Source organism: Lactobacillus jensenii DSM 20557 (assembly GCF_001436455.1).
Taxonomy (GTDB): Bacteria; Bacillota; Bacilli; order Lactobacillales; family Lactobacillaceae; genus Lactobacillus; species Lactobacillus jensenii.
The window spans coordinates 1-22,293 of record NZ_AYYU01000007.1; the positions used below are offsets into that span (position 1 = coordinate 1).

Below are 22,293 nucleotides of genomic sequence, written 5' to 3' on the forward strand. Positions count from 1 at the left end.
CCTTCTTCAATTGCTGAATCACCACCGCCAACAACTACTACATCTTCATCCTTAAAAAATGCAGCATCACAAACGGCACAATAAGAAACGCCACGACCCGAATATTCTTCTTCACCAGGTACACCTAAATGCTTATGTTCAGCACCAGTAGCAATAATTACGGCTTTAGCTTCATATTCTGCATCACTAGTTTTTACAAGCTTTATTTTATTTGAAAAATCTACACTAGTTACATCGCCATACTTAAACTCTGGACCAAATTTCATTGCAGATTGATACATCTTTTCACTTAATTCAGGCCCTTGAATTTCCATAAACCCAGGATAATTGTCGATTGCACCAGTGTTATTCATTTGACCACCATAAATTCCGCGATCTAAAATTAATACACTTAAATTAGCTCTTGCTGCATAAAGGGCTGCAGTTAAGCCACCAGGTCCAGCACCTATAATAATAATATCGTATTGCTTTGTCATTTTATGCCTCCACTTACTTTTTATAAGTATAATTATACTCTAGAGGAAACTTTTAGCAATTAATCTGCTTACCAGCGAACTTCGCTTGTCTTTTCACGGCACATCATTGCACGAATCTCTTCATCAATATCTGCGCCTTCATATAAGACTTTATAAATCGCTTCGGAAATTGGCATATCAATTCCATCTTTTTGGCAGATTTCATGCACTGCTTTAGCTGTAACAGCACCTTCAACAACTTGGCCCATATTTTCTAAAACGTCTTCTAACTTTTGACCTTCGCCAAGTGCTTTACCTGCTCGCCAATTTCTTGAATTAACTGAAGTACAAGTTACTATTAAATCACCAATTCCAGATAAGCCGCTAAAAGTCCATGGCTGTGCTCCAAAAGAAACTCCTAATCTCATTATTTCTGCTAAACCACGAGTCATTAATGCAGCTTTTGCATTATCACCATATTTTTTACCTACTAACATCCCTGCAGCAATGGCAATTACATTCTTAACAGCACCACCAATTTCAACCCCAATCAGGTCATTACTAGTATAAAAGCGCATATAGTCATTAGAAAAAATTTCTTGTACTTTTTCTGCATTTTCATAATTAGTTGAAGCACAAGTAATCGCTGTAATATCCTTTTGGGCTACATTTTCAGCATGACTTGGCCCAGAAATTGCGACAATTTTTTCTTCATGATCTGGATAAATTTCTTCAGTTAAAATTTGCGAAATTAACTTTTTACTTCCAGGTTCAATTCCCTTAGTTGCTGCAACAATTAATGGCTGAGTTTGTGTTTCAGTCATTACTTTTTTTACATTTTGAGCAACTTCTCTAATTGCTTTAGTAGGAACAACGAATAATACTAATTCGCTATCTTTAACAGCTTCTTTTAAATCAGTAGTTGCCAATACTCGTTTATTTAATGCCCAATCTTTCATGTAATGGATATTAGTATGTTTTTCATTAATTTCATCACAAACCGTTTGGCGATTCCCATATAATAGAACTTGATTATTTTCATCATTATCAGCCAACATGGATGCTAATACACTGCCCCATGAACCGCTACCTAAAACTGCAATTTTTCTCATAACTACCTCTCATACGGAAATTTTAATCCACTACCATCTAAGTACCAGGCAACATTACCTTGTTTGCGACGATAAATGACAAAGATAATTGCTGCAACAAATAAAACCAAACTTAAAGCTTGTGATACTCTAATTACGTTAAAAATGTATAAACTATCTGTTCTCATCCCTTCGACGAAGAATCGAACCATTGAATACCAAATAATATAACTGGCAAAGACTTCCCCTCGCTTGAAGAAATTTTTCTTGTGCCGGAGTGCCAAGATTAGAATTAAGCCAATTAAATTAAAAAATGACTCATATAAAAATGTTGGCTGATAATAATGACCACCAATATTCATTTGCTTAATAATAAATTCAGGTAAATGGAGACTCTGCAAAAAAGCTAAACTCGTTTGAGCACCATGAGCTTCCTGATTCATAAAATTGCCCCAACGGCCTAAAATTTGGGCCGCCAAAACTCCGGGCGTAATAATATCAAGCATCAATAATGGTGGTAACATTCGATTTCTACAAAAAATAAGTAAAACTGCTAGTCCGGCTAATAAGCCACCATATATCGCAATTCCGCCATTCCAAATTGCAATAATTTGGTCAGGATGTTGCGAAAAGTATCCCCACTCAAAAACTACATAATACGTTCTAGCTCCTATAAAGCCAATTGGTACAGCCCAAAGCAACAAATCAATGAAATCATCACTCATTATTTGCCTTTTTTTACCTTCAATAATTGCCATTGTAGTAGCAATCAAAACTCCAGTTGCCATAAAAATTCCATACCACTTAACACTTAAGTTTCCAAGTTGGAAAGCGACTGGATTCAGTGCTAAAAACAAATCAGTTCCTCCATTCTAGTTATTATTTTTTTCATTTTCTGCAATTAATTTTGCTAATTGTTGTTGGAAAGTGACACTTGCATCAAAACCCATTTGCTTAGCACGAAAGTTTAGAGCAGCAATTTCAATAATGATCTCTAAATTACGTCCCACCTTAACTGGGATAGTAACTTGAGGAACTTCAATATTGCAAATTTCACGAGTATCTTGGTCAAAACCTAGACGATCATAATTAGCCTTGGGATCCCAATTTTCCAACTTAATTACCAATTTAATTTCTGTATGGTCTTTAACTGCTCCTACACCAAACATATCTTTAATATCAATTATCCCAATACCACGGATTTCCATTAAATGATTCAAAATTTTAGGAGCTTCACCAACTACCGTATCATGATCTCGTTGGTACACATCAACACGATCATCTGCAATCAAACGATGTCCACGTTGAATTAAGGCCAAGGCAGTTTCACTCTTACCAACACCACTTGCACCGGTAATTAAAACTCCCATCCCGTTAATTTCGACTAATACACCATGAATGCTAGTTCTTTGGGCCAAGTGTTCTCGCAAATATTGCGTTAACACACTCATAATATAAGTTGTTGATTCAGATGTAGTTAAAATCGGTATTCCATTTCTAGCTGCAGCCTCCGTTAATTCCTTGGGAACTGGTAAACTACGTGAAATCAAAAAACAAGGTGTATCAAGCGTTGCCATTTTATTGAAAACATGAAGACGTGTTTCATGATCAAGCATTGCCGCATAAGAAATCTCAGTTCTTCCAAGCAACTGAATTCTTTTTGAAGGATAAAAGTCAAAATATCCAGTTAATTCAAGACCTGGTCGATAAATATCTGAGACAGTTACTGCCCGATTTTTAATTAATTCTTTTCCTTGAAATACATGTAGGACATTATTATCTTCAAATAACTCTGTTAATTCAACCTTATCAGCCATAATATTAACCTCTATTTATCATTAACATCTTCTGTTGTTACATCACGAGCTGGTTTGCGATGATGTCCTTCCGTTTCTTTAGTTGTATTTTTTCCATAAGAAACAAAGTCATCCCAACTCATTTTATAATCTTCATCCATTTCTTTACTAATTTCATGGCGAATTTTACGCTTTAAGAAATAAATATATAACCAAATTAATCCTGCAATAATCAGAATAAACGGTAAGATAAGAATGAATAGCTTCAATAGAGCGAATAAAACACATACAATAATTGCTAAAATTAATACTACAACTAAAAATTCAATAAATCCCATAATATTCACCTTCTATTCTGGATTTTCTTGGCTTAATCTCCATTGTAAGAAAGAATAGATCAAATTATCAAGCTTGCCATCCATAACACCATTTACATCACTAGTTTCAAAATTAGTTCGATGATCTTTAACCATACTATATGGATGGAAGACGTATGATCTAATTTGAGACCCCCATGCAATATCTTGTTGGACACCTTTTAATTTTTCTTTTTCTTTTCGCTTCTTTTCTTCTTCAAGTTGGAACAGTTTAGCACGTAAAGCGTTCATAGCTGTTTCTTTATTTTGAAATTGGGAGCGTTGAGCTTGTGAAGTAGTCACGATTCCTGTAGGTAAGTGTGTTATTCTAACCGCACTAGAAGTTTTATTAATATGTTGTCCTCCGGCACCACTTGACCTAAAAACATCAATTCTTAAATCTGCTGGGTTAATATCTACTTCAATGCTGTCATCAATTTCAGGAATAACTTCAACACTTGCAAAAGATGTATGTCGCCTTTTAGCTGCATCAAAGGGTGAAATTCTAACTAAGCGGTGAACGCCCATTTCTCCCTTTAGCAATCCATAAGCATTAGTTCCTTTAATTAAGACACTTACACTTTTCACTCCTGCTTCATCACCAGGCTCGTAATCATCAATTTCGAAAGTAAAACCATGAGCTTCACTAAAGCGTTGATACATTCTCATAAGCATTTGCGCCCAATCCATTGCTTCTGTTCCACCAGCTCCTGGGTGGATTTCCATTAAAGCGTTATTGGTATCATATTTCCCTGAGAGAAGTAAGTTTAATTCATATTGATGAAAACTATCTTTTAAGCTTTCCAAATCAGATTCTACTTCAGCTTGTAAGTCAGTATCAGATTCTTCTTTTAACAACTCTAATGCAGCTTCTTCATCAGAAAAAGCTTGTGCCAAATCATTAAAATGATCTCGTTTCTCTTTTAATTTATTTGTAGCACTAATTAATTTTTGGGCAGATTCTTGATTATTCCAAAAGTCTGGATCTGCCATCTTTTCTTCATTAATTGCAATGCTTTCATTTAAAGCATCAAAGTCAAAGAGACCTCCTGAAATGATTTAACTTAACACGTAATTCATCAAGTACAGCCGAAATCTCACTAATTTCCATTTTATTTTCTCCTTTAAGCAAAAAAGAGGAAGCTTTTGCCTCCTCTTTTATTATCAACTATCTTGCAATATTTTGTCTAATTTGAGCCTTCATAAATAAGCGAGTAGCATCAAATTCAATGTTGGCAACCATTTCTTCAAACATTCTATAACCAGCATCTTGATATTCAACTAATGGATTAAGTTGACCATATCCACGTAAGCCAATTGATTGACGTAATTGATCCATAGCATCAATATGATCTGTCCAGCGATCATCAACAACCCGTAGGATAACCACCTTTTCAAATTCAAGCATTTGACTAGGATCAGATAAAGTTTCTTCTTTATCTTTATAATTTTCTTCTGCTAAATTATAAAGCTTTTCTTTAAGCTCATCAGCAGATTTAATATTCTTCAAATCAATCTTATCAGCAACTTCTTCATTAGTAAGACTTGAAACAATAAAGTCACGTAATGAATCAATTCGCCAATCCTTTTTATCGCCTTGAGTATACAAATCAACTTGATGAGAAATAGTCCGTTTAATCATTGGCATCAAGACATTCTTAAGTGATTTATCTTCTTCAATCACTTGCATTCTTTCACCATAAATGATTTCACGTTGGGTTCTCATAACATCATCGTATTGCAAAGTTTGTTTACGAGTATCGTAGTTGTTACCTTCAACACGCTTTTGAGCTGATTCAACTTGACGAGTTATCATTCTACTTTCGATAACTTTGTCATCATCATTATCAGAAATTCGATCTAAGAATACTTTTACGCGATCTCCGCCAAATCTCTTCATCAAGTCATCTTCAAGTGATAAATAAAAGCGTGAATAACCTGGGTCACCTTGACGTCCTGAACGTCCACGAAGCTGATTATCAATTCTACGTGATTCGTGTCTTTCAGTACCAATAACTGCTAATCCACCAAGTTCACGAACACCAGGCCCAAGCTTAATGTCAGTACCACGTCCAGCCATGTTAGTAGCAATTGTAACTGCTCCTCTTTGACCAGCTTTCATGATAATTTCCGCTTCTTTAGCATGGTTTTTGGCATTCAAAACTGCATGAGGAATATTTTCAGCATCAAGCATTTTACTCAAACGTTCTGAATTTTCAATTGCAACAGTACCCACCAAAACTGGCTGTCCCTTAGCATGGCGCTTTTTAATTTCTTCAACAACCGCCTTGAACTTAGCGTCAAGAGTTGGATAAAGAATATCTGGCATATCCTTTCTTTGAATAGGACGGTTAGTTGGAATTGTGATAACTTGCATGTTATAAATTTCACGAAATTCTTCTTCTTCCGTCTTAGCAGTACCAGTCATCCCAGATAATTTCTTGTACATTCTAAAGAAGTTCTGGTAAGTAATTGTCGCTTGAGTCTTAGATTCTTCTTGAATTTTAACTCCTTCTTTAGCTTCAATTGCTTGGTGCAAACCATCTGAATAGCGACGTCCTTGCATTACACGTCCAGTAAATGAGTCGACAATTAGGACTTCCCCATCTTGGACAACATAATCAATATCTTTAAGCATGATGTAATTAGCACGCAAAGCTTGATCAATATGATGAACCAAAACTTGGTTTTCAACATCGTATAAGTTTTTAAGACCGAAATGCTCACATGCCTTAGCAATTCCTTGACGAGTTAATGAAATAGTCTTAGTTGGCCAGTCAATCTTATAGTCACCATAATCCTTATCATCATCAACATCATCATCGCTCTTGTCTTCAGTTAAGGTCTTAACAAAGCGGTCTGCTCTAATGTATTCACCTGTAGCTTGTTGGGCTTCACCAGAAATAATCAATGGTGTTCTAGCTTCATCGATTAAAATTGAGTCAACTTCGTCGATAATTGCATAATTAAGTGGTCTTTGAACCATTTGTTCTTTATAAACAACCATGTTGTCACGCAAATAATCAAAGCCTAGTTCTGCATTAGTTGAGTATGTAACATCACAATTATATGCGGCACGCTTTTCATCTGGTGATTTTTCATTCAGATTTAAGCCAACAGTTAAACCTAACCAGCGATATAACTGCCCCATTTCTTCTTCGTCACGTCCAGACAAGTATTCATTAACAGTAACTACGTGAACACCCTTGCCAGTCAATGCGTTAAGATAAACTGGCATAGTAGCTGTCAAAGTCTTACCTTCACCAGTCATCATTTCTGAAATGTTACCAAAGTGTAGTGAAATACCACCGATAATTTGAACTAGATATGGATATAGTCCTAAAACTCTCTTAGCCCCTTCACGACAAACCGCAAAAGCTTCTGGAAGTAAATCGTCTAAGCTTTCACCATCTTCTAGTCTCTTTTTAAATTCAGGAGTTTTAGCTTGTAACTGAGCGTCACTTAGTTTGGACATTTCATCAGCATAACCTTCAACCTTATCAGCTAATTTCTCAAATTTTTTAAGTTCTCGTTTATCACTATCGTATAGTTTTTTTAAAATATTTACCATTAAATCGGTCCCTAAAATCTAATTTAAAGTCTAAAATACAAATGATATTTTACCATGTTATTAAAAAAAAGAAAAATAACTAACACAAAAGACTCCTTGAGTTTAACCCCAAGGAGTCCCAAAAAAATTTAATAATTATTATTCATTAGTTTCAATTAAGCCATAACGGCCATCATTTCTACGATATACAACACTAGTACCATTAGTTTCAGCATCTTGAAATACGAAGAAATCATGTTCAAGCATATCCATTTGTAAGATTGCTTCTTCTGGATCCATTGGCTTTAAACTTACTCGCTTATTACGAACAATATCAAATTCGCTAGTAGGCTTTTCTTCTTCAGCTGGAGTTTCAATGAAAAAGTCTTTAACACCTTTTTCACGACCTTTACGGTTAACACGTGTCTTGTACTTTCTAATTTGACGTTCAAGTTTATCAGAAACAAAATCAATGCTCCGATACATATCATCAGAAGTTTCTTCAGCTCTCAAGACTAAGTATGGGAGGGGAATCGTTACTTCAACCTTAGCATCATGGTTCTTGTAAACTTTCAAGTTAACGTGTGCAATAACATCTGAAGTTAATTCAAAATATTTTTCAAGCTTCTCTAAACGCTTTTCAACATAGCTTCTCAAAGCTTCAGTTACTTCGATATTTTCACCACGTACATTGTACTTTAACATAAAAGATTCTCCTTTCAACCGCTATGCGGTTTTTCTTTACACCTATATTATACCAAAAATGTAAGCACTTGCACGGCCTTTATCGACTAATTGTAAAACTTTCTATGTGTATATCTGGGAATACTTGCCAAATCGCATCTCTTGCATGATACAAAGTTCTTCCAGTCGTATAAATATCATCCAGTAGTAATACTTTTCCAGATATTCTTATCTGCTGCCCTACTGCTTTTTCGAGATAAAAGCTTTGTGGTGTTGCTAGACGCTGCTGGCGATTCAATTCACCTTGGCTTATATTTAAATCTCTTTTTTTCAAAATTGGACATAATGGCACCAGACCTTTAAAAAGCTCGTAAATCGTGTCAAACCCTCGCTTTTTGATATGACTTTCAGAGGTGGGAATGGGGATATAGTAATCAAAGCCTTGTGGCATTTTCGATTGAATTAATGCTCCTAATGCCTTGCCTACTTGGTAGTCCCCATATCTTTTATATAACCTCATTGCATTATGAAATTGCACATTATATGCATAGATTGCATGATTCTTTAATAAAACTTGATATTTTTTCTGCCAAGCCTGACAATCCTTACATATTTTTTGTGCTCCTGCTTTTTGACAGTATTGACATCCCTTTTCTAAATAAGAAAATGAATTTTGACAATCAGAACAAAGAATATCCAAGCTCTCAGAAAGTGGATTTAGCAATTCATTAAAATTTAGAGCTGGCATGAATTTATTTCCACAAAGATAACATTTCATCGGTTCATCCTCTTAATTTCAGCAACTGCCTGTCGTATTGGAAAAGTATATTTGTGATAACAAAATAAAACTAAACCATTTTGATCGTCGCTACTTCGTCCAACTCTGCCTGCAATTTGAATTAGTGATGCCCTAGTATAAATTCGATCATCAGCTGCTACAATAATTACCCAAACATGTTTAAAAGTTACTCCACGCTCTAAAATAGTCGTAGTAATTAAAATATCTATCTTGCTATCTCTAAATTCCTGTACTTTATCAATCCGTGCCTCATCAGCGGCATGAACACCTTTAATAACAACACCTTTAAGCTCATGACAGGATTGCAAAGCTTCTAAGTAAACAGGTATTTCACTTATTTTGGGGACAAATAGTAAAAGTGGATGTCCAGCCTTTATGACGGAGATTATTTCTTTGAGTAAATTCTTATTTAATTGCATCTTTTTCAAAAAAGGCTTTAAAAACAACTTCTCCTTTGGAACTGGTAAAAGTCCACCATGAAAGCGTCTGTTTAATAGCGAAACAGTAATTTCTTTATGCTTAATTTGCTCAATTAGATCATCTGGTGGAGTTGCTGTTAAATATAGCTTCATTCCATCGGTTTTAACTGCATTATCAGCCCCAAAATGTAACATTGGACTTGGTGCATAAGGGAAAGAATCTACTTCATCAATTATTAACAAATCAAAAGCATGATAAAATTTTAATAATTGATGTGTTGTACAAATAATTAATTGTTCTTCTTCATAATCCTTATATTCCCGACCATGATATTTTCCAATTTTCAAATTAGAAAAAGCACTACTAATTCTGGGAAATAATTCATTAACTACATCAATTCTTGGAGTTGCTATACAGGCTCTTAGCCCGGCTTCTAAGCATAATTTAAGACATGCAAATAACATTTCAGTTTTACCGGCTCCTGTTACTGCATGAACTAAATAATCCTGACGTTTATTAAACGCATCACAAATTTCCTGGGATACCTTAGCTTGTCTAGTAGTTAGTTCCCCTGACCAAGTTAACAAATCACCTTGTTTAGGAAATTTTTTATTACTTAAATCTCTAATTAAATAATCTTTTTCACTTACTCTTCCTAATCCAATGCATTCACGACAATAAAGGATTTCCTCAGCGATTTTTGTATCACAATAACTTCCACATCTTTGACATATACCATCAATTATTCCAGCGATTTTTTCACAATTAGAAAATATGCTAGAATCATCTTGACTGATAATCCATTGTCTTCCTGCAAGTGAGGTAAGATTTTCCATAAATTTTCCTCCCTAAATTAAATTACCCAAGAAAGGAGAATTTTTTTGTCAGAAAAAGAAAATTTTTTAACCATTAAAGAAGCAGGGCAAAACGAATTAATAATTAAAAAAAGTCGTTTTATTGCAAGTTTCGCTAGAACTGATACTAAAGAAAAGGCCGAAGCTTTTATCAAAGAAGTATCCAAAAAATATCATGATGCCACTCACAATACCTACGCATATACAATTGGCTTAAATGATGAGCAAGTTAAGGCAAGCGATAATGGTGAGCCTCAAGGAACTGCCGGAGTTGTTGAATTAAAGGCCTTGCAATTAATGAAACTAAAAAATGTTACTGTTGTAGTAACCAGATATTTTGGTGGAATAAAGCTCGGAGCAGGTGGATTGATAAGAGCATACTCCAATAGCGTAACTGAAGCTGCAAAAGCTATTGGTGTTGTAAAAAGAGTATTACAAAAAGAACTATCATTTTCGATTCCTTATAATCGCTTAGATGAAATAAATCATTATCTAGAAGAAAATGATGTTTTTGTTTCTAATCGTAAATACGGAACTGACGTAACTTTTACTCTATTTGTAGAAGATAAAGATATTAAACCACTAGAAGCTGACCTTACTAATTTGTTAAATGGACAAGTTACCTTAAAAGAAATTGGTCAACGCTATAACGAAATTTTACTTAAAGAAGTCAATTATCATGAACAATAAAAAAGCTGGAGAAAACTCCAGCTTTTTTAGTCTTAAAAATTAATCGTTATCTTTATCTTCTTTTGTTTTTCGTTTTAATTGATTAGGCTTTTCACCACCAAGGTGCCAAACTTCAACGGTAGGATCACTTCTTCGTGTACTGTTAATCATTTTCTGAATCAAATTAAGTAATGGATGATATTTATCACCTAAAAGCCCGACCGATTCAACAAAAAACTCTAAGGCAACTAATAAACCTAGAATTAAAGGCCAGATTCCCCAAGATGGTGACAGTAAAAATAATAATGAAATAAATGAAAAGACTAGTGAAATCCCATAAATGCATAGTACTGCTTGTCTATGACTAAGTCCCATTCTCATTAATTGGTGATGCAAATGATGTTTATCAGCTTGTGAAATTGGCTTATGGTTTAATTTTCTACGAATCATTGCATAAACAGTATCAGTAATCGGTACCCCTAAGATAATAATCGGTACAATTAAAGAAATAAAGGTTACATTCTTTAACCCCTTTAATGACAAGATTGCAATCATAAAGCCAATATAAAGTGCTCCAGTATCACCTAAAAAGATTTTAGCGGGGTGGAAATTATACGGTAGAAAGCCTAATAAAGCCGCTGCCAAAATAAAGCAAGCAATTGGAATATATAATTCTTTAGTGTGAAGAAAGAAGTAACCAACAACACCCATTGTTGATAATGAAATTAGTGAAACCCCTGTAGCCAAACCATCTAACCCATCAATCAAGTTAACTGCATTAGTTAAGGCTAAAATCCAAAAAATGGTAATTGGCAGGCTCCACCACCCCAAATTAATAACCTGTTTGGAAAACGGCAAAATAATTTCTTTCATCTTTATTCCAGCTAGGAAATAAATAATCAATGCTGCAATAAATTGCCCTGCTAGCTTTTGCTTGGGTTTTAACTCTAAAATATCATCAATTAAGCCTGTTAAAATCATTACACTAGAAGCAAGCAAGATTGAAAAAGCTTCATGAGTGGGAAATTGCTCCCTTAATAAAATAAATGTCCCAATGTTGAATGTCACAAAAATACCCAATCCCCCAATTGTAGGCATCGGCTTTTTATTAACACGACGAGCATTAGGATTATCAACTGCTCCTAGAACAAAGGCTAATCTTCTAATAAATGGCGTTACAGCCGTTTGAATAATTACTAAGAAGAATAATTTTACAATAATTAAAAACATGTTTTTCTAAACTTTCTGCTAATATCTAGCGTTTATTATACAAGTTGTGAAAAATTAGTACAAATACAAAAAGGACTTATTTGCACAAATAAGTCCTTTTTTTGGTTATTTAGCAATCGCCACCGCACGTTTCTCACGAATTACGGTTACTTTGATATTACCAGGGTATTCCATTTCCTTTTCAATTTGGTTTCGAATATCTCTAGCTAAAATTGTCGTCCGATCGTCAGAAATTTTATCTGGTTCAACCATAACTCTAATCTCACGACCAGCTTGAATTGCAAATGCTTGGCTAACGCCTTGATAACCAGAAGCAATTGATTCTAATTGAGTAAGTCTTCTAATATAATTTTCTAATGACTCACTTCTTGCACCTGGTCTTGCTGAAGATATAGTATCAGCAGCAACAACTAGCTCTGCAATAAACGATAATTTAGGCACATCACCATGGTGAGCTGCAATTGCATTAACTACAATATCAGATTCATGGTACTTACGTGCTAATTCAACACCGATTTCTACGTGGGAACCTTCAATATCGTGGTCGATAGCCTTACCAATATCGTGTAATAATCCCGCGCGAACCGCTAATCTTTCATCTAAACCAAGTTCAGCCGCCATAGTTCCTGTTAACTTACCAACTTCAATTGAGTGAGCAAGAACATTTTGGCCATAAGAAGTCCGATACTTAAGTCGACCTAAAACTTTTACTAATTCAGGATGCATCTTATGAATACCTAATTCTATTAATGCACCTTCACCAGCTTCATAGATATCATCATTGACCTCTTTACGAGCTTTATCAACCATCTCTTCAATTCTTGCTGGATGAATACGCCCATCCTTAATTAGGCGTTCCATTGCTCTTTTGGCAATTTCTCGTCTAATTGGGTCAAATCCACTCAAAGTTACAACTTTTGGTGTATCGTCAATAATTAAATCAACACCTGTTAAGGCTTCAAAGGAACGAATATTACGACCTTCACGACCAATAATTCTTCCCTTCATTTCCTCATTTGGTAGCTCGACAACTGATACAGTTGTTTCAGCAACTGTATCAGCAGCACTACTTTGAATTGCATCTACCAATATTTGTCGAGCAAAACGATCAGCCTTAGCTTGAGCTTGCTCATTACTATTTCTTATTAATTCCGCACGCTCGCTATCAAGTTGATTACTTAAATCAGCTAAAATTATTTTTTTAGCATCTTCCTTACTCAATTCAGCTACTTCATATAGCTTCTTCTGCCGTTGAGCCAGTAAATCATCTGCTTCAGTTTGCTTTTGAGTAAGGTCGGCTTCTCTTTGCTCTAACTGATTCTTAGTTTGTGTGAGTTGAGCATCTTTTTTACTCAAATCCTTTTCTTTCTCTTGAATGGCATCTTCTTTTTGCTGCAAACGAGCATCCCGATGACTGAGCTCAATTCTTTGTTTACTCAAATCATTTTCGGTTTGCTCACGATAAGCTCTAATTTCTTCTTTAGCTTCTAAAATTTGAGCTTTTTTATTATTTTCTGCTTCTTGGCGAACTGTCTTTGCAGTCTGCTTGGCTACTTCAACTTCCGCCTTAATTGCATCTAACTTAGTATGGGCATTTTCAAGCAAATGTTGTGCATCATTACGTGCATTTTCTGCTTGTTTTTCCCAATGCAACTTTCTAATTAAATAACCAATACCATAACCAATTAAAAGTGAAACAATAGCGATTAGCACAGGAATAAAATCTGTTTTCATCATTATCACTATCGCCCTTTTTAAGAATTATACACACAAATTAATGATAAATTTTCCTATAAAATATGTCAACAAAAGTAAAAAGACCTTAGTTAAAAACCAAGGTCTAAATCGATTTCTTCAGGCTTACTTTTTACTAGCTTTGTCGCTACTTTTCTCATCCTGATCAATTTTTTCTTTTACTTTTGCTGGATCTTCTTTTTCTTCAAGTGACTTGGCATCAATTCCATATGCTTCACGAACTTTGGTCATAATTTCAGAATAGATATCTGGATGATCTTCCAAATACTGCTTAGCATTTTCCCGACCTTGACCAATTTTTTCATCATTATATGAATACCATGATCCAGCCTTATCGACAATGTCTTTTTCAACGGCCATATCCAGTAATTCACCAGATTGGGATATTCCTTTACCATACATGATATCCACTTCAGCAACCTTAAAAGGTGGGGCAACCTTGTTCTTAACTACTTTAATTTTTACACGGTTACCTACAACATCACTTGATTGCTTAATCTGTTCCGCACGACGAACTTCAAGTCTAATAGTTGAATAAAACTTAAGTGCTCGTCCACCAGGTGTTGTCTCTGGGTTACCAAACATAACACCTACTTTTTCACGAATCTGGTTGATAAAGAGTGCAATAGTCTTAGTCTTATTAATATTACCAGATAATTTACGTAAAGCTTGACTCATTAACCGAGCTTGCAAACCAACATGTGAATCTCCCATTTCACCATCAATTTCAGCTCTTGGCACTAAGGCAGCAACGGAGTCAACAACCAAAATATCTATTGCTCCACTGGCAATCAATGTGTCAGCAATTTGTAAACCTTCTTCACCGGTATTAGGTTGAGATAAGATAAGTGAATCAATATCAACGCCTAAAGCTTCTGCATAAGCTGGATCCATAGCATTTTCCGCATCAATATATGCAGCAGTTCCGCCACGCTTTTGAACTTCAGCAACTGCATGCAAAGCGACCGTCGTCTTACCAGATGATTCTGGTCCATATACTTCAATAATTCGGCCACGAGGATATCCACCCACTCCAATAGCTGCATCAAGAGCTAAAGAGCCTGTTGGAATAGTTGAAATCTGTGTATCAACCTTTTCTCCCATGCGCATTACTGCACCTTTACCGAAGTTTTTCTCAATCTTTTTTAACGCTGCATCTAAAGCAGCTTGTTTCTCATCTTTAGCCAAAGTATTTCCTCCTCAAGCTAGTTACTAGTTAATTATACTTGCTATCTAGTTACAATTGCAAGCAAAAAACGAACTAGCGTTCATTTATTTACTTATTATAATTTCCAGCCATTAATTAAATACCCTGTTATTCCTTGATATTTTTTTATTTAATAAAAAAAAGCCTTACGGCTTTTAAATTATAATTCACCTTTAAAGACATCTCTTGATTGGTAGAAATAGTCCCAACCAGAGTAAATTGTGAATATCAAACAAATGTAGAGCAAAATCGTACCAATAAAGAAAATATCTCCTAATAATAAGAAAATAATTGCCAACATCTGTGTTACAGTTTTAATCTTACCAGGCATTTTAGCTGCTAACACTTCACCATCATTTTCAACTAAAATTAAACGTAAACCTGTAACAGCTAATTCTCGACAAACGATAATTGCTACAATCCATGCTGATGCTTTAGCCATACTTACTAAAAAAATGAAAGCAGTCATTACTAACATTTTATCTGCTAATGGATCAGCAAATTTTCCAAAATTAGTTACTAATCCTCTTGCTCTAGCAATGTGCCCATCTAAATAATCAGTATATGATGCCCCTGCAAAAATTATTGCGGCCAAAATTTGACTAAAAGGGATCTTAACATTAGCAAATTCTAAATTACCTACTGGGAAATTTAGAATTAATACTAACATAAAAACAGGAATTAAAATAATTCTAAAAACAGTTAAACGATTTGGTAAATTCATTCTTTAATTATTGTCCCCCGTTATCTTGCCCTGCATCATTACCATTACCGGTATTACTTGTTGATCCTGTATTACCAGTACTTTGTGTAGTTGTATTTTGACTGGTTTGATTGGTAGTAGTTTGATTAGTTGTTGTACGACTAGAACTTACCTGACTTGATTGTCTATAAGTGTTTGAAGAACTAGTTGCAACACTACTACTTTGTGAAGAAGTATTAGTGGTTGCAGATTGAGTTGCTGCAGAACTTGATGATGAAGAAACCTTTCCAATAGTTAAGCGCAAGTTCAAACTTGAACCAGATGCTGTATAAGGAACTTTCTTGCCACCAACAGTAACTTTAGTATCTGTATCATTAGATAAGTAAATTGTCACAGATTTAGCAGATTCTGGAAGTTTCACAGTATGCTTACTATCAGATGAGATAGTACCTTTCCACTTTGTTTCGCCATCAATTGTAACTGAAGCAGAAAGATCATTGGTACCTGCGTGAATTACTAAATTACGGTTGTTTTTAAGACCAGTAACTTGATATGAGCCATATCCTAAACGCTTTATTTTTACATGACTCTTTTCAGTTGATGATGACTTTTCTGAAGAAGATGAACTATCAGATTGTGATGAAACTGTTACTGAATCACCTGCATCAGATGCTTGTTGTGAAGAGCCTCTAAATAGAGATGTAATTAGTACATAAATTATTACAATTACTATTACAACTCCTGCCCCTAAAATAATACGTGGCATTTGATTTTTAAGCATACCTTTTTTACTATTAGTGGTCTTTTTTACTTCTTCAGTCTTATTATCGATTGAATTTTCAACATATTCATCACTATTAGTTTCTGGTACATCTTGATGGTATTCAGCCAAAAGTTCTTTACCATCTAAACCAACAACTTGTGCATATTGTCTAATAAATGCACGGACATAAAAATCACCAGGAAGCTTGTCAAAGTCGCTATTTTCAATAGCAGTCAAATATCTACTTTGAATTTTGGTTGTTTTTTCAACATCGGCAATAGACAAGCCCATTGCTTCTCTAGCACTGCGTAGTTTTTCTCCGATATTAGCCATAATAACCTCTTGTTCTAAAAAATTAACAAATTGAGTATACCACAAAATGACACTAAATTAGCCATCCACCTGTAATATATATTGTTTGTCCTGTTAAATAATCACTTTCAGGTTTTAGAATATTTTTTACCCAAAAACTTATATCTTTTCCTAAAGCTAATCTTCCAGCCGGAATTTCACTTTTCACTTCATCTAAAACATCCTCTGAAAAGATAGCATTCATAGGTGTATCAACTGCTCCAGGGGCTAAAACATTAACAGTTAGACCACTAGCTGCCACTTCTCTTGCATACGCTTGACTAAATCTTGTCAAAGCAGCTTTAGAAGCGCTATACGCTGATTCTAACGCACTTGCTTGGCCACCATAAACAGATCCCAAATAAATAATCCGGCTATGTTTATACTTAAGCAAATTAGACTCTAATAGCCTTGTTAACTTGAGGGGAGTAAGTAAGTTAATTTTCATTTCTTGTTCTAGATTGTCTAAGTCTTGTTCCCCAAAAAAGCCATAGTGTGTTATTCCCTGGGCAAATATTGCAACATTAACTGGTAACAACCCTTGGCAAAATTGCTGTAATTCCATATTACTTGCTAAAAAGTCTAATTTGATTGCAATAAAATCTTGCTCAGGAAATTGACTCATTAACTTATCTGCTAACTCACTAGCCACTTGCTCTTGATTACTATAATGTAAATACAATGACCAACCATCAGCAGCTAACTCAGTTGCTATTGCTTGACCAATTCCGCCAGTTGCCCCAAAGATAATCGCTCTTTTCAAATAATCATCCCTATTCTACAGTGGAAAAGACTGAGCAAGTTTCACTTTCAGCCAATAAATCCTGACAAATTTGCCAATATTTTTCAAAATTCATTTGTTGCAATAACTTAATCGTGTCAAAAATATTTTCACCATTAATTGCTTCTTCAGCTAACTCAAAACCTAACTCAGATAAATTATTAAAAGCAGACAATAAAGTAGCCATTGAGACTTTCTTTTGCATTTCAAAAAGGTCTTTTAATTCATCCATTTGCTCAGCAGTTTTTTCTGAAGAAAATAAAGTTTCTTTCACGTTATTCAATAAGCTATTACCATTATTAATACCTAAAATAGTGGCAAAGTTACCTTGTCTAGTGTAATTAACACCAAATTGTAAAGGGCTGGTTAATTCACCATGTACCATTTTATCTTGGTACCAGGAACTATTTTCGCCTAGCAATGATTCTAACATTATTTCTACTAGAATTTGGCCTAAATCGTTATTTACTAATACTTTCTTAAAGTCTGGCAATTTAACTCCTAAACAAAAGTAAGGTACTTCTGTCTTATTTTTAAACTCCTTAAGGCCTAAATTACCCATTTCTGGTTTAAAAGTATGCTCTCTCTTTTGACCACTTTGTAAGTATTGCTTATCTAATTTCTTAATTTGACCAAATAACCGAGTAACTGCTGAAGGTGCAAAATCACCAACTGCAATAAAATGCATATTATTGGCTGTATAATTTTCCTGATAAATTTTGGCCAAGTTGCGACTATTTATTTTCTTAATCGTCTGACTTGTACCACCAATATCAAGGCCAAGATTACTGTCTCCAAAGAGCTGCTTCATTATGCTATCGCTAATTGGCCAGGTCGGTTCATCGCGATACATTGCTAATTCTTGATCAATAATTGGGCGTTCTTTATCAATACTCTTTTTACTAAAATTGGGATCCCCAACAAGTTCAAATAACAGATCAACAATTTTGCTTATATTATCGATACTATTAGCATAAAACATCGTCGCATTATAACTAGTAAAAGCATTGGTGCTTGCGCCAATTTCGTCAAATCGTTCGGTAATATCTCCGCTCTTTTTACTAAAAAGTAAATGCTCTAAATAGTGAGCGGCTCCTGGGATTTGCTTATCACTACTCCCAAAGTCTACAATAATTCCAAAAAATTTTTGCTTAAAACCTTTTCTCAAAACCACTTGTGCCGTAAGTCCTGAAGAAAAAGTCTTTTTTTCAATATCTAATTTTTTCATTTGATATAAAAACTTTCATTTAAAGTAAGCTTATTAGCCAATTTTATCAAATCTGTTACTTGTATTTTTCGAATACTCTTTCCTAAATCTAAGAAAGAATATTCAGGTATTAGTAAAGCTCGTAATTGCAACATAATTCGATAGCCAGCTCGATCTAAGCCATATTGATGCTCGTTATAAATAGCCTTTTTTACCTTCTTAAAAATTGCCTCATCAATATCTCCTGCTTTAACTTTTTCTATTTCTTCTTGAGCAATTTGACTAGCCTGGTCTAGCTTATCATGATTTACCCCCGCAGAAACTAGTAGTAAAGAGTTATTAACATAATTATCTGCATCAACAGCATAAGCAGCTCCTAATTGTTCTCGAATTTTTCTAAACAAAACAGAACTATCGTCCCCAGCTAAATAACGAGCTAAAAACTTTCCAGCTAGACGCTCTTTTTTGTTCAGCTGACCATTATATCCAAATCCCAGCAACATTTGTGCCTGAGCGAAACCTCTTTTTTCTTCATCAGTAAATGGATCAGGTAAAGCTTCTATAACTAAGTTAGAACTGGCAAACTTAGCATTAAAATCATAATCGCTAAAAGCTTCTTTTAATATCTTAACCACATACTTTGAATTCTTAGCATAACCAATCATCGCAGCTGGACAGGTAGTCAAAGCCTCGGTATATGCATCAAGCCCCTCCTTATCAGCTTCCAAAATTTCATTGATTGGGCCCATAATTCCATGCGCAAAATCAGGTTGGTCATGATACCATTTTTTGAAGAAATGTTCCCAAGCATAACTAGTAGGACTTGCCATTAATTCTTGATATTCATTAAAAAGTTGATTTTGAACCAACTTAATTACCTTAGAATTTAAGTTAGGGTAGCGGACAATTCGACTAAAAGTCTCAATTATTTTTTCATAGCTATACTCTGGATCCATTACTTCAAGTGGCTCAACATAGCTTAATCGATACATTAAAATAAGTTCGCGACCATATAACTGTGGTGCAACATCAAAAGTCATATTATATAAATCGGTCAATGCCCGCGCTTGTTTATTAATAGTATTAAAATACTGGCTACTATTTATTTGCATTTTAGCCAATAAACTAGCCATTGCTAAATTGTGTCCAGTTAACGGCATTTTCAAAAAGAAGCCAATATTAGCCTTGGTTAAATTTTCATTTTCTGTAATAAAAAAGTTATTGTCCATTATCATTCTCCATCTTAGGCTGAACTAACACTTGTCGTGGCTTAGACCCTTCTGAAGGTCCGACTATGCCCTTAGCTTCCATTTCATCAATAATCCTTGCAGCTCGATTATAACCTATTCTAAAGCGCCGTTGCAGCATTGAAACACTAGCTGATTGCTGTTTAGTTACTAGTTTAACTGCTTCATTATAAAATTCATCTTCTGGCTCATCATTATTGTCATTATTTGAAGATTCTTCACCTTTTTGCGGCATCATTGCTTCGTTATAATCAGCTTCTTGTTGACTCTTTACCCAATCTACTACTTTTTCAACTTCTTCAACAGAAATATAGGCCCCTTGAACTCTCTCTGGTTTAGCCGCTCCAATTGGTAAATATAGCATATCTCCACGTCCAAGCAGCTTTTCAGCCCCTACTTGGTCCAAAATTGTCCGTGAGTCAACCCCACTAGATACAGCAAAAGAGATTCTAGAAGGCACATTAGCCTTAATTAACCCAGTAATAACGTCAACACTAGGTCTTTGAGTAGCTAATATCATGTGAATACCAGCTGCTCTTGCCATTTGACCTAAGCGAACAATAGCATCTTCAACATCATGGCCCCCAACCATCATTAAATCGCTTAATTCGTCAACTACTACCAGGATAAATGGCAACTTCTTCATAACTGGCTTTTCTTTGTCTTGGTTGTTTTCAATAACCTTTTGATTGTATTCACCAATGTTTCGAACGCCACCAGCAGCAAATAGTTTATAGCGCCTTTCCATTTCTTTAACAGTTTTGTGAAGAGCATTTGCTGCTAACTTTGCATCAGTAACCACTGGAATTAATAAATGTGGTACTCCACTATAAACAGATAGTTCAACCATCTTAGGATCAATCAGTACTAACTTAACATCATCAGGGTTAGCCTTCATCAAAATACTGGTAAGCATAGTATTAATTGCAACTGACTTACCTGAACCAGTTGAACCTGCTATTAACATATGTGGCATTTTAGTCAAGTTCGCAGAAATTGTTGTTCCAGTAACATCTTTTCCCAATGGTACATCAAGTGGATTAGCTTTTGATTTATTATCTTGATTGAGCATGACATCTTTAAAAGAAACCGCACTAGTGGTTTTATTAGGAACCTCAATTCCTACTAAAGGCTTTCCTGGAATAGGGGCCTCGATTCTAATGTCTTTAGCAGCTAGCGCTAATGCCAAATCATCTGCAAGATTGACAATTTTACTTACCTTAACACCAACTGCAGGTTGAATTTCATACCGGGTAACAGTTGGCCCTAAAATTGCCTTTTTTACGTTTACTTCTACACCAAATGATTTAAAAGTTGACTCTAAAACTTGAGTATTATGGCGAATTAAGTTTTTATCACTAGATTGATCTACTTTTTTTATTGGGGCTAGTAAATCAAGTGGTGGCTTTTGATAATTGGAATTTACATGTGTAGGCTTAATCTCTCCATGATCAACATTGCCTAATTCCATTTTCATCTTTTGGTCTTCTTCAGCAAAAGCATGACTTTTAGGCAAATCATGCTCTTCAGGATTAGTTGGTATCTCAATTTCTGGTTCAGACTGGACTGGTTGTTCATTAGTGGTTTTTTTTGATAAGTCTGGAATAACATCTAAATCATTTTGACTCTGGACTTGCATATCACCTGTATCAGGAAATATATCATCATTATTTGCCAAAGGATCTTGCAAATTCTTGCGATTATCACGATTTTGTAAGTAATTATCACGAGCTTCAACATATTTGTCCTTAAGTTTGATACCTGCATCTTTATTCGTCTCAATAAATTTTTGACTGGAAGACTGGAACAAATGTAATATTTGCACGAATTTAACATCAAAAAACATTAATAATCCACTAATAAGCAAAATAAGGCCCAGAATGACTGCGCCTAAATTTCCTAATAAGGGATAAAAAATATTGTAATAAAAGCTACCAATTAATCCGCCACCGACACTCTCAGTTAAATTACCGCGACTAAATTCAGCTAAGATAGTTTTGGTAAAAACATTAATAAATCCATTAAAGACATCGAGACGATTAAAGAAATTAGCAGCCAATTCTAAAACTAACCCGCTGTAAGCCAAAAACAGGCCACTACTTCTCTTAAATCCAATTAATGGTGGCTTTGAATAAATTAACATTACTGATCCAAACATTAAAAATAAAAATGCAAGGATAGGGTAACTATCACCAATAAAAAAGCGGAGAACATTTGCAAATTCTTTACCGATTAATCCTAATTTTGCAAAAGTAAGTAAGGCATAAATCACCAAAAAAATGCCAAAGATTGCCCAACGTAATTCTTTTTGAGCAACAGTCTTGGACTTAGCTGTCTTTTTCTTTTTTCTTGGCATTTCTTCTCCCCCTTATTAA

Annotated in this window: 20 protein-coding genes; 1 reads left to right on the forward strand and 19 read right to left on the reverse strand. The window is 34.8% G+C overall.

Translation table 11 applies throughout. From position 1 onward, the window contains the following. The 10 genes from FC45_RS02940 to FC45_RS02985 form a co-directional block, all read right to left on the reverse strand. Window positions 1-476: NAD(P)/FAD-dependent oxidoreductase (locus FC45_RS02940; protein WP_155517704.1), on the reverse strand; the 476-nt coding region annotated here is incomplete at its 3' end. A gap of 68 nt (window positions 477-544) precedes the next feature. Then, window positions 545-1,567 (reverse strand): NAD(P)H-dependent glycerol-3-phosphate dehydrogenase, encoded by a 1,023-nt coding sequence (locus FC45_RS02945; RefSeq protein ID WP_006584992.1) that lies wholly within the window; start codon window positions 1,565-1,567, stop codon window positions 545-547. Between the two features lie 2 nt (window positions 1,568-1,569). Next, complete coding sequence (lgt, locus tag FC45_RS02950) at window positions 1,570-2,403, reverse strand: prolipoprotein diacylglyceryl transferase (RefSeq protein WP_006584993.1); 834 nt, start codon at window positions 2,401-2,403, stop codon at window positions 1,570-1,572. 15 nt (window positions 2,404-2,418) lie between these two features. Continuing rightward, window positions 2,419-3,363, reverse strand: a complete 945-nt coding sequence (gene hprK / locus FC45_RS02955) for an HPr(Ser) kinase/phosphatase (protein WP_006584994.1) — start codon at window positions 3,361-3,363, stop codon at window positions 2,419-2,421. Between the two features lie 11 nt (window positions 3,364-3,374). Continuing rightward, entirely contained in the window at window positions 3,375-3,680 is a 306-nt protein-coding gene (locus tag FC45_RS02960; RefSeq protein WP_006587946.1) for a hypothetical protein, read from the reverse strand. Between the two features lie 12 nt (window positions 3,681-3,692). Continuing rightward, window positions 3,693-4,809, reverse strand: a protein-coding gene (gene prfB / locus FC45_RS02965) for a peptide chain release factor 2 (protein WP_100066559.1) whose coding sequence is annotated in 2 segments (ribosomal slippage) — window positions 3,693-4,736 and window positions 4,738-4,809 — 1,116 coding nt in all. Because the reading frame shifts where the segments join, the coding sequence is not laid out codon by codon here. A 57-nt stretch (window positions 4,810-4,866) separates the two neighbouring features. Beyond that, window positions 4,867-7,269, reverse strand: a complete 2,403-nt coding sequence (secA, locus tag FC45_RS02970; protein WP_006587947.1) for a preprotein translocase subunit SecA — start codon at window positions 7,267-7,269, stop codon at window positions 4,867-4,869. 138 nt (window positions 7,270-7,407) lie between these two features. After that, window positions 7,408-7,953 carry a ribosome hibernation-promoting factor, HPF/YfiA family gene (gene hpf / locus FC45_RS02975; RefSeq protein WP_006587948.1) on the reverse strand — a complete coding sequence of 182 codons (546 nt, stop codon included), beginning with the start codon at window positions 7,951-7,953 and terminating at the stop codon, window positions 7,408-7,410. 79 nt (window positions 7,954-8,032) lie between these two features. Beyond that, window positions 8,033-8,710 carry a ComF family protein gene (locus tag FC45_RS02980; protein ID WP_006584999.1) on the reverse strand — a complete coding sequence of 226 codons (678 nt, stop codon included), beginning with the start codon at window positions 8,708-8,710 and terminating at the stop codon, window positions 8,033-8,035. Further along, window positions 8,707-9,987, reverse strand: coding sequence for a helicase-related protein (locus tag FC45_RS02985; RefSeq protein WP_006585000.1), 1,281 nt, complete (start codon window positions 9,985-9,987; stop codon window positions 8,707-8,709). Before FC45_RS02985 ends, FC45_RS02980 begins: the two co-directional genes overlap by 4 nt. Window positions 9,988-10,032: 45 nt before the next feature. Here FC45_RS02985 and FC45_RS02990 point away from each other — a divergent pair, with 45 nt between their 5' ends. Then, window positions 10,033-10,695 carry a YigZ family protein gene (locus tag FC45_RS02990; RefSeq protein WP_006585001.1) on the forward strand — a complete coding sequence of 221 codons (663 nt, stop codon included), beginning with the start codon at window positions 10,033-10,035 and terminating at the stop codon, window positions 10,693-10,695. A gap of 39 nt (window positions 10,696-10,734) precedes the next feature. Here FC45_RS02990 and FC45_RS02995 read toward each other — a convergent pair whose 3' ends face one another. From FC45_RS02995 to FC45_RS03035, 9 genes are all read right to left on the reverse strand, one after another. Continuing rightward, the gene (locus FC45_RS02995) at window positions 10,735-11,904 is read right to left on the reverse strand and encodes an MraY family glycosyltransferase (protein ID WP_006587949.1); all 1,170 of its coding nucleotides are present in this window, start codon (window positions 11,902-11,904) and stop codon (window positions 10,735-10,737) included. A gap of 105 nt (window positions 11,905-12,009) precedes the next feature. After that, window positions 12,010-13,641: a ribonuclease Y gene (gene rny / locus FC45_RS03000; RefSeq protein ID WP_006588469.1), complete on the reverse strand. Its 1,632-nt coding sequence runs from the start codon at window positions 13,639-13,641 to the stop codon at window positions 12,010-12,012. Between the two features lie 123 nt (window positions 13,642-13,764). Continuing rightward, window positions 13,765-14,847 (reverse strand): recombinase RecA, encoded by a 1,083-nt coding sequence (gene recA, locus FC45_RS03005; protein ID WP_006585002.1) that lies wholly within the window; start codon window positions 14,845-14,847, stop codon window positions 13,765-13,767. Between the two features lie 179 nt (window positions 14,848-15,026). Then, window positions 15,027-15,590 carry a CDP-diacylglycerol--glycerol-3-phosphate 3-phosphatidyltransferase gene (gene pgsA / locus FC45_RS03010; protein ID WP_006585003.1) on the reverse strand — a complete coding sequence of 188 codons (564 nt, stop codon included), beginning with the start codon at window positions 15,588-15,590 and terminating at the stop codon, window positions 15,027-15,029. A 7-nt stretch (window positions 15,591-15,597) separates the two neighbouring features. Further along, window positions 15,598-16,665, reverse strand: a complete 1,068-nt coding sequence (locus tag FC45_RS03015) for a helix-turn-helix domain-containing protein (RefSeq protein WP_006587951.1) — start codon at window positions 16,663-16,665, stop codon at window positions 15,598-15,600. Between the two features lie 52 nt (window positions 16,666-16,717). After that, a complete protein-coding gene (gene ymfI, locus FC45_RS03020; RefSeq protein ID WP_006585004.1) occupies window positions 16,718-17,446 on the reverse strand; it encodes an elongation factor P 5-aminopentanone reductase in 729 nt (242 codons plus the stop codon). 10 nt (window positions 17,447-17,456) lie between these two features. Beyond that, window positions 17,457-18,692 carry a M16 family metallopeptidase gene (locus FC45_RS03025; protein WP_006587952.1) on the reverse strand — a complete coding sequence of 412 codons (1,236 nt, stop codon included), beginning with the start codon at window positions 18,690-18,692 and terminating at the stop codon, window positions 17,457-17,459. Beyond that, complete coding sequence (locus FC45_RS03030) at window positions 18,689-19,900, reverse strand: M16 family metallopeptidase (protein ID WP_006587953.1); 1,212 nt, start codon at window positions 19,898-19,900, stop codon at window positions 18,689-18,691. The genes FC45_RS03025 and FC45_RS03030 overlap by 4 nt, the downstream gene beginning before the upstream one ends. Continuing rightward, the gene (locus FC45_RS03035) at window positions 19,890-22,274 is read right to left on the reverse strand and encodes a DNA translocase FtsK (RefSeq protein ID WP_006585006.1); all 2,385 of its coding nucleotides are present in this window, start codon (window positions 22,272-22,274) and stop codon (window positions 19,890-19,892) included. Before FC45_RS03035 ends, FC45_RS03030 begins: the two co-directional genes overlap by 11 nt. Window positions 22,275-22,293 lie beyond the last annotated feature (19 nt).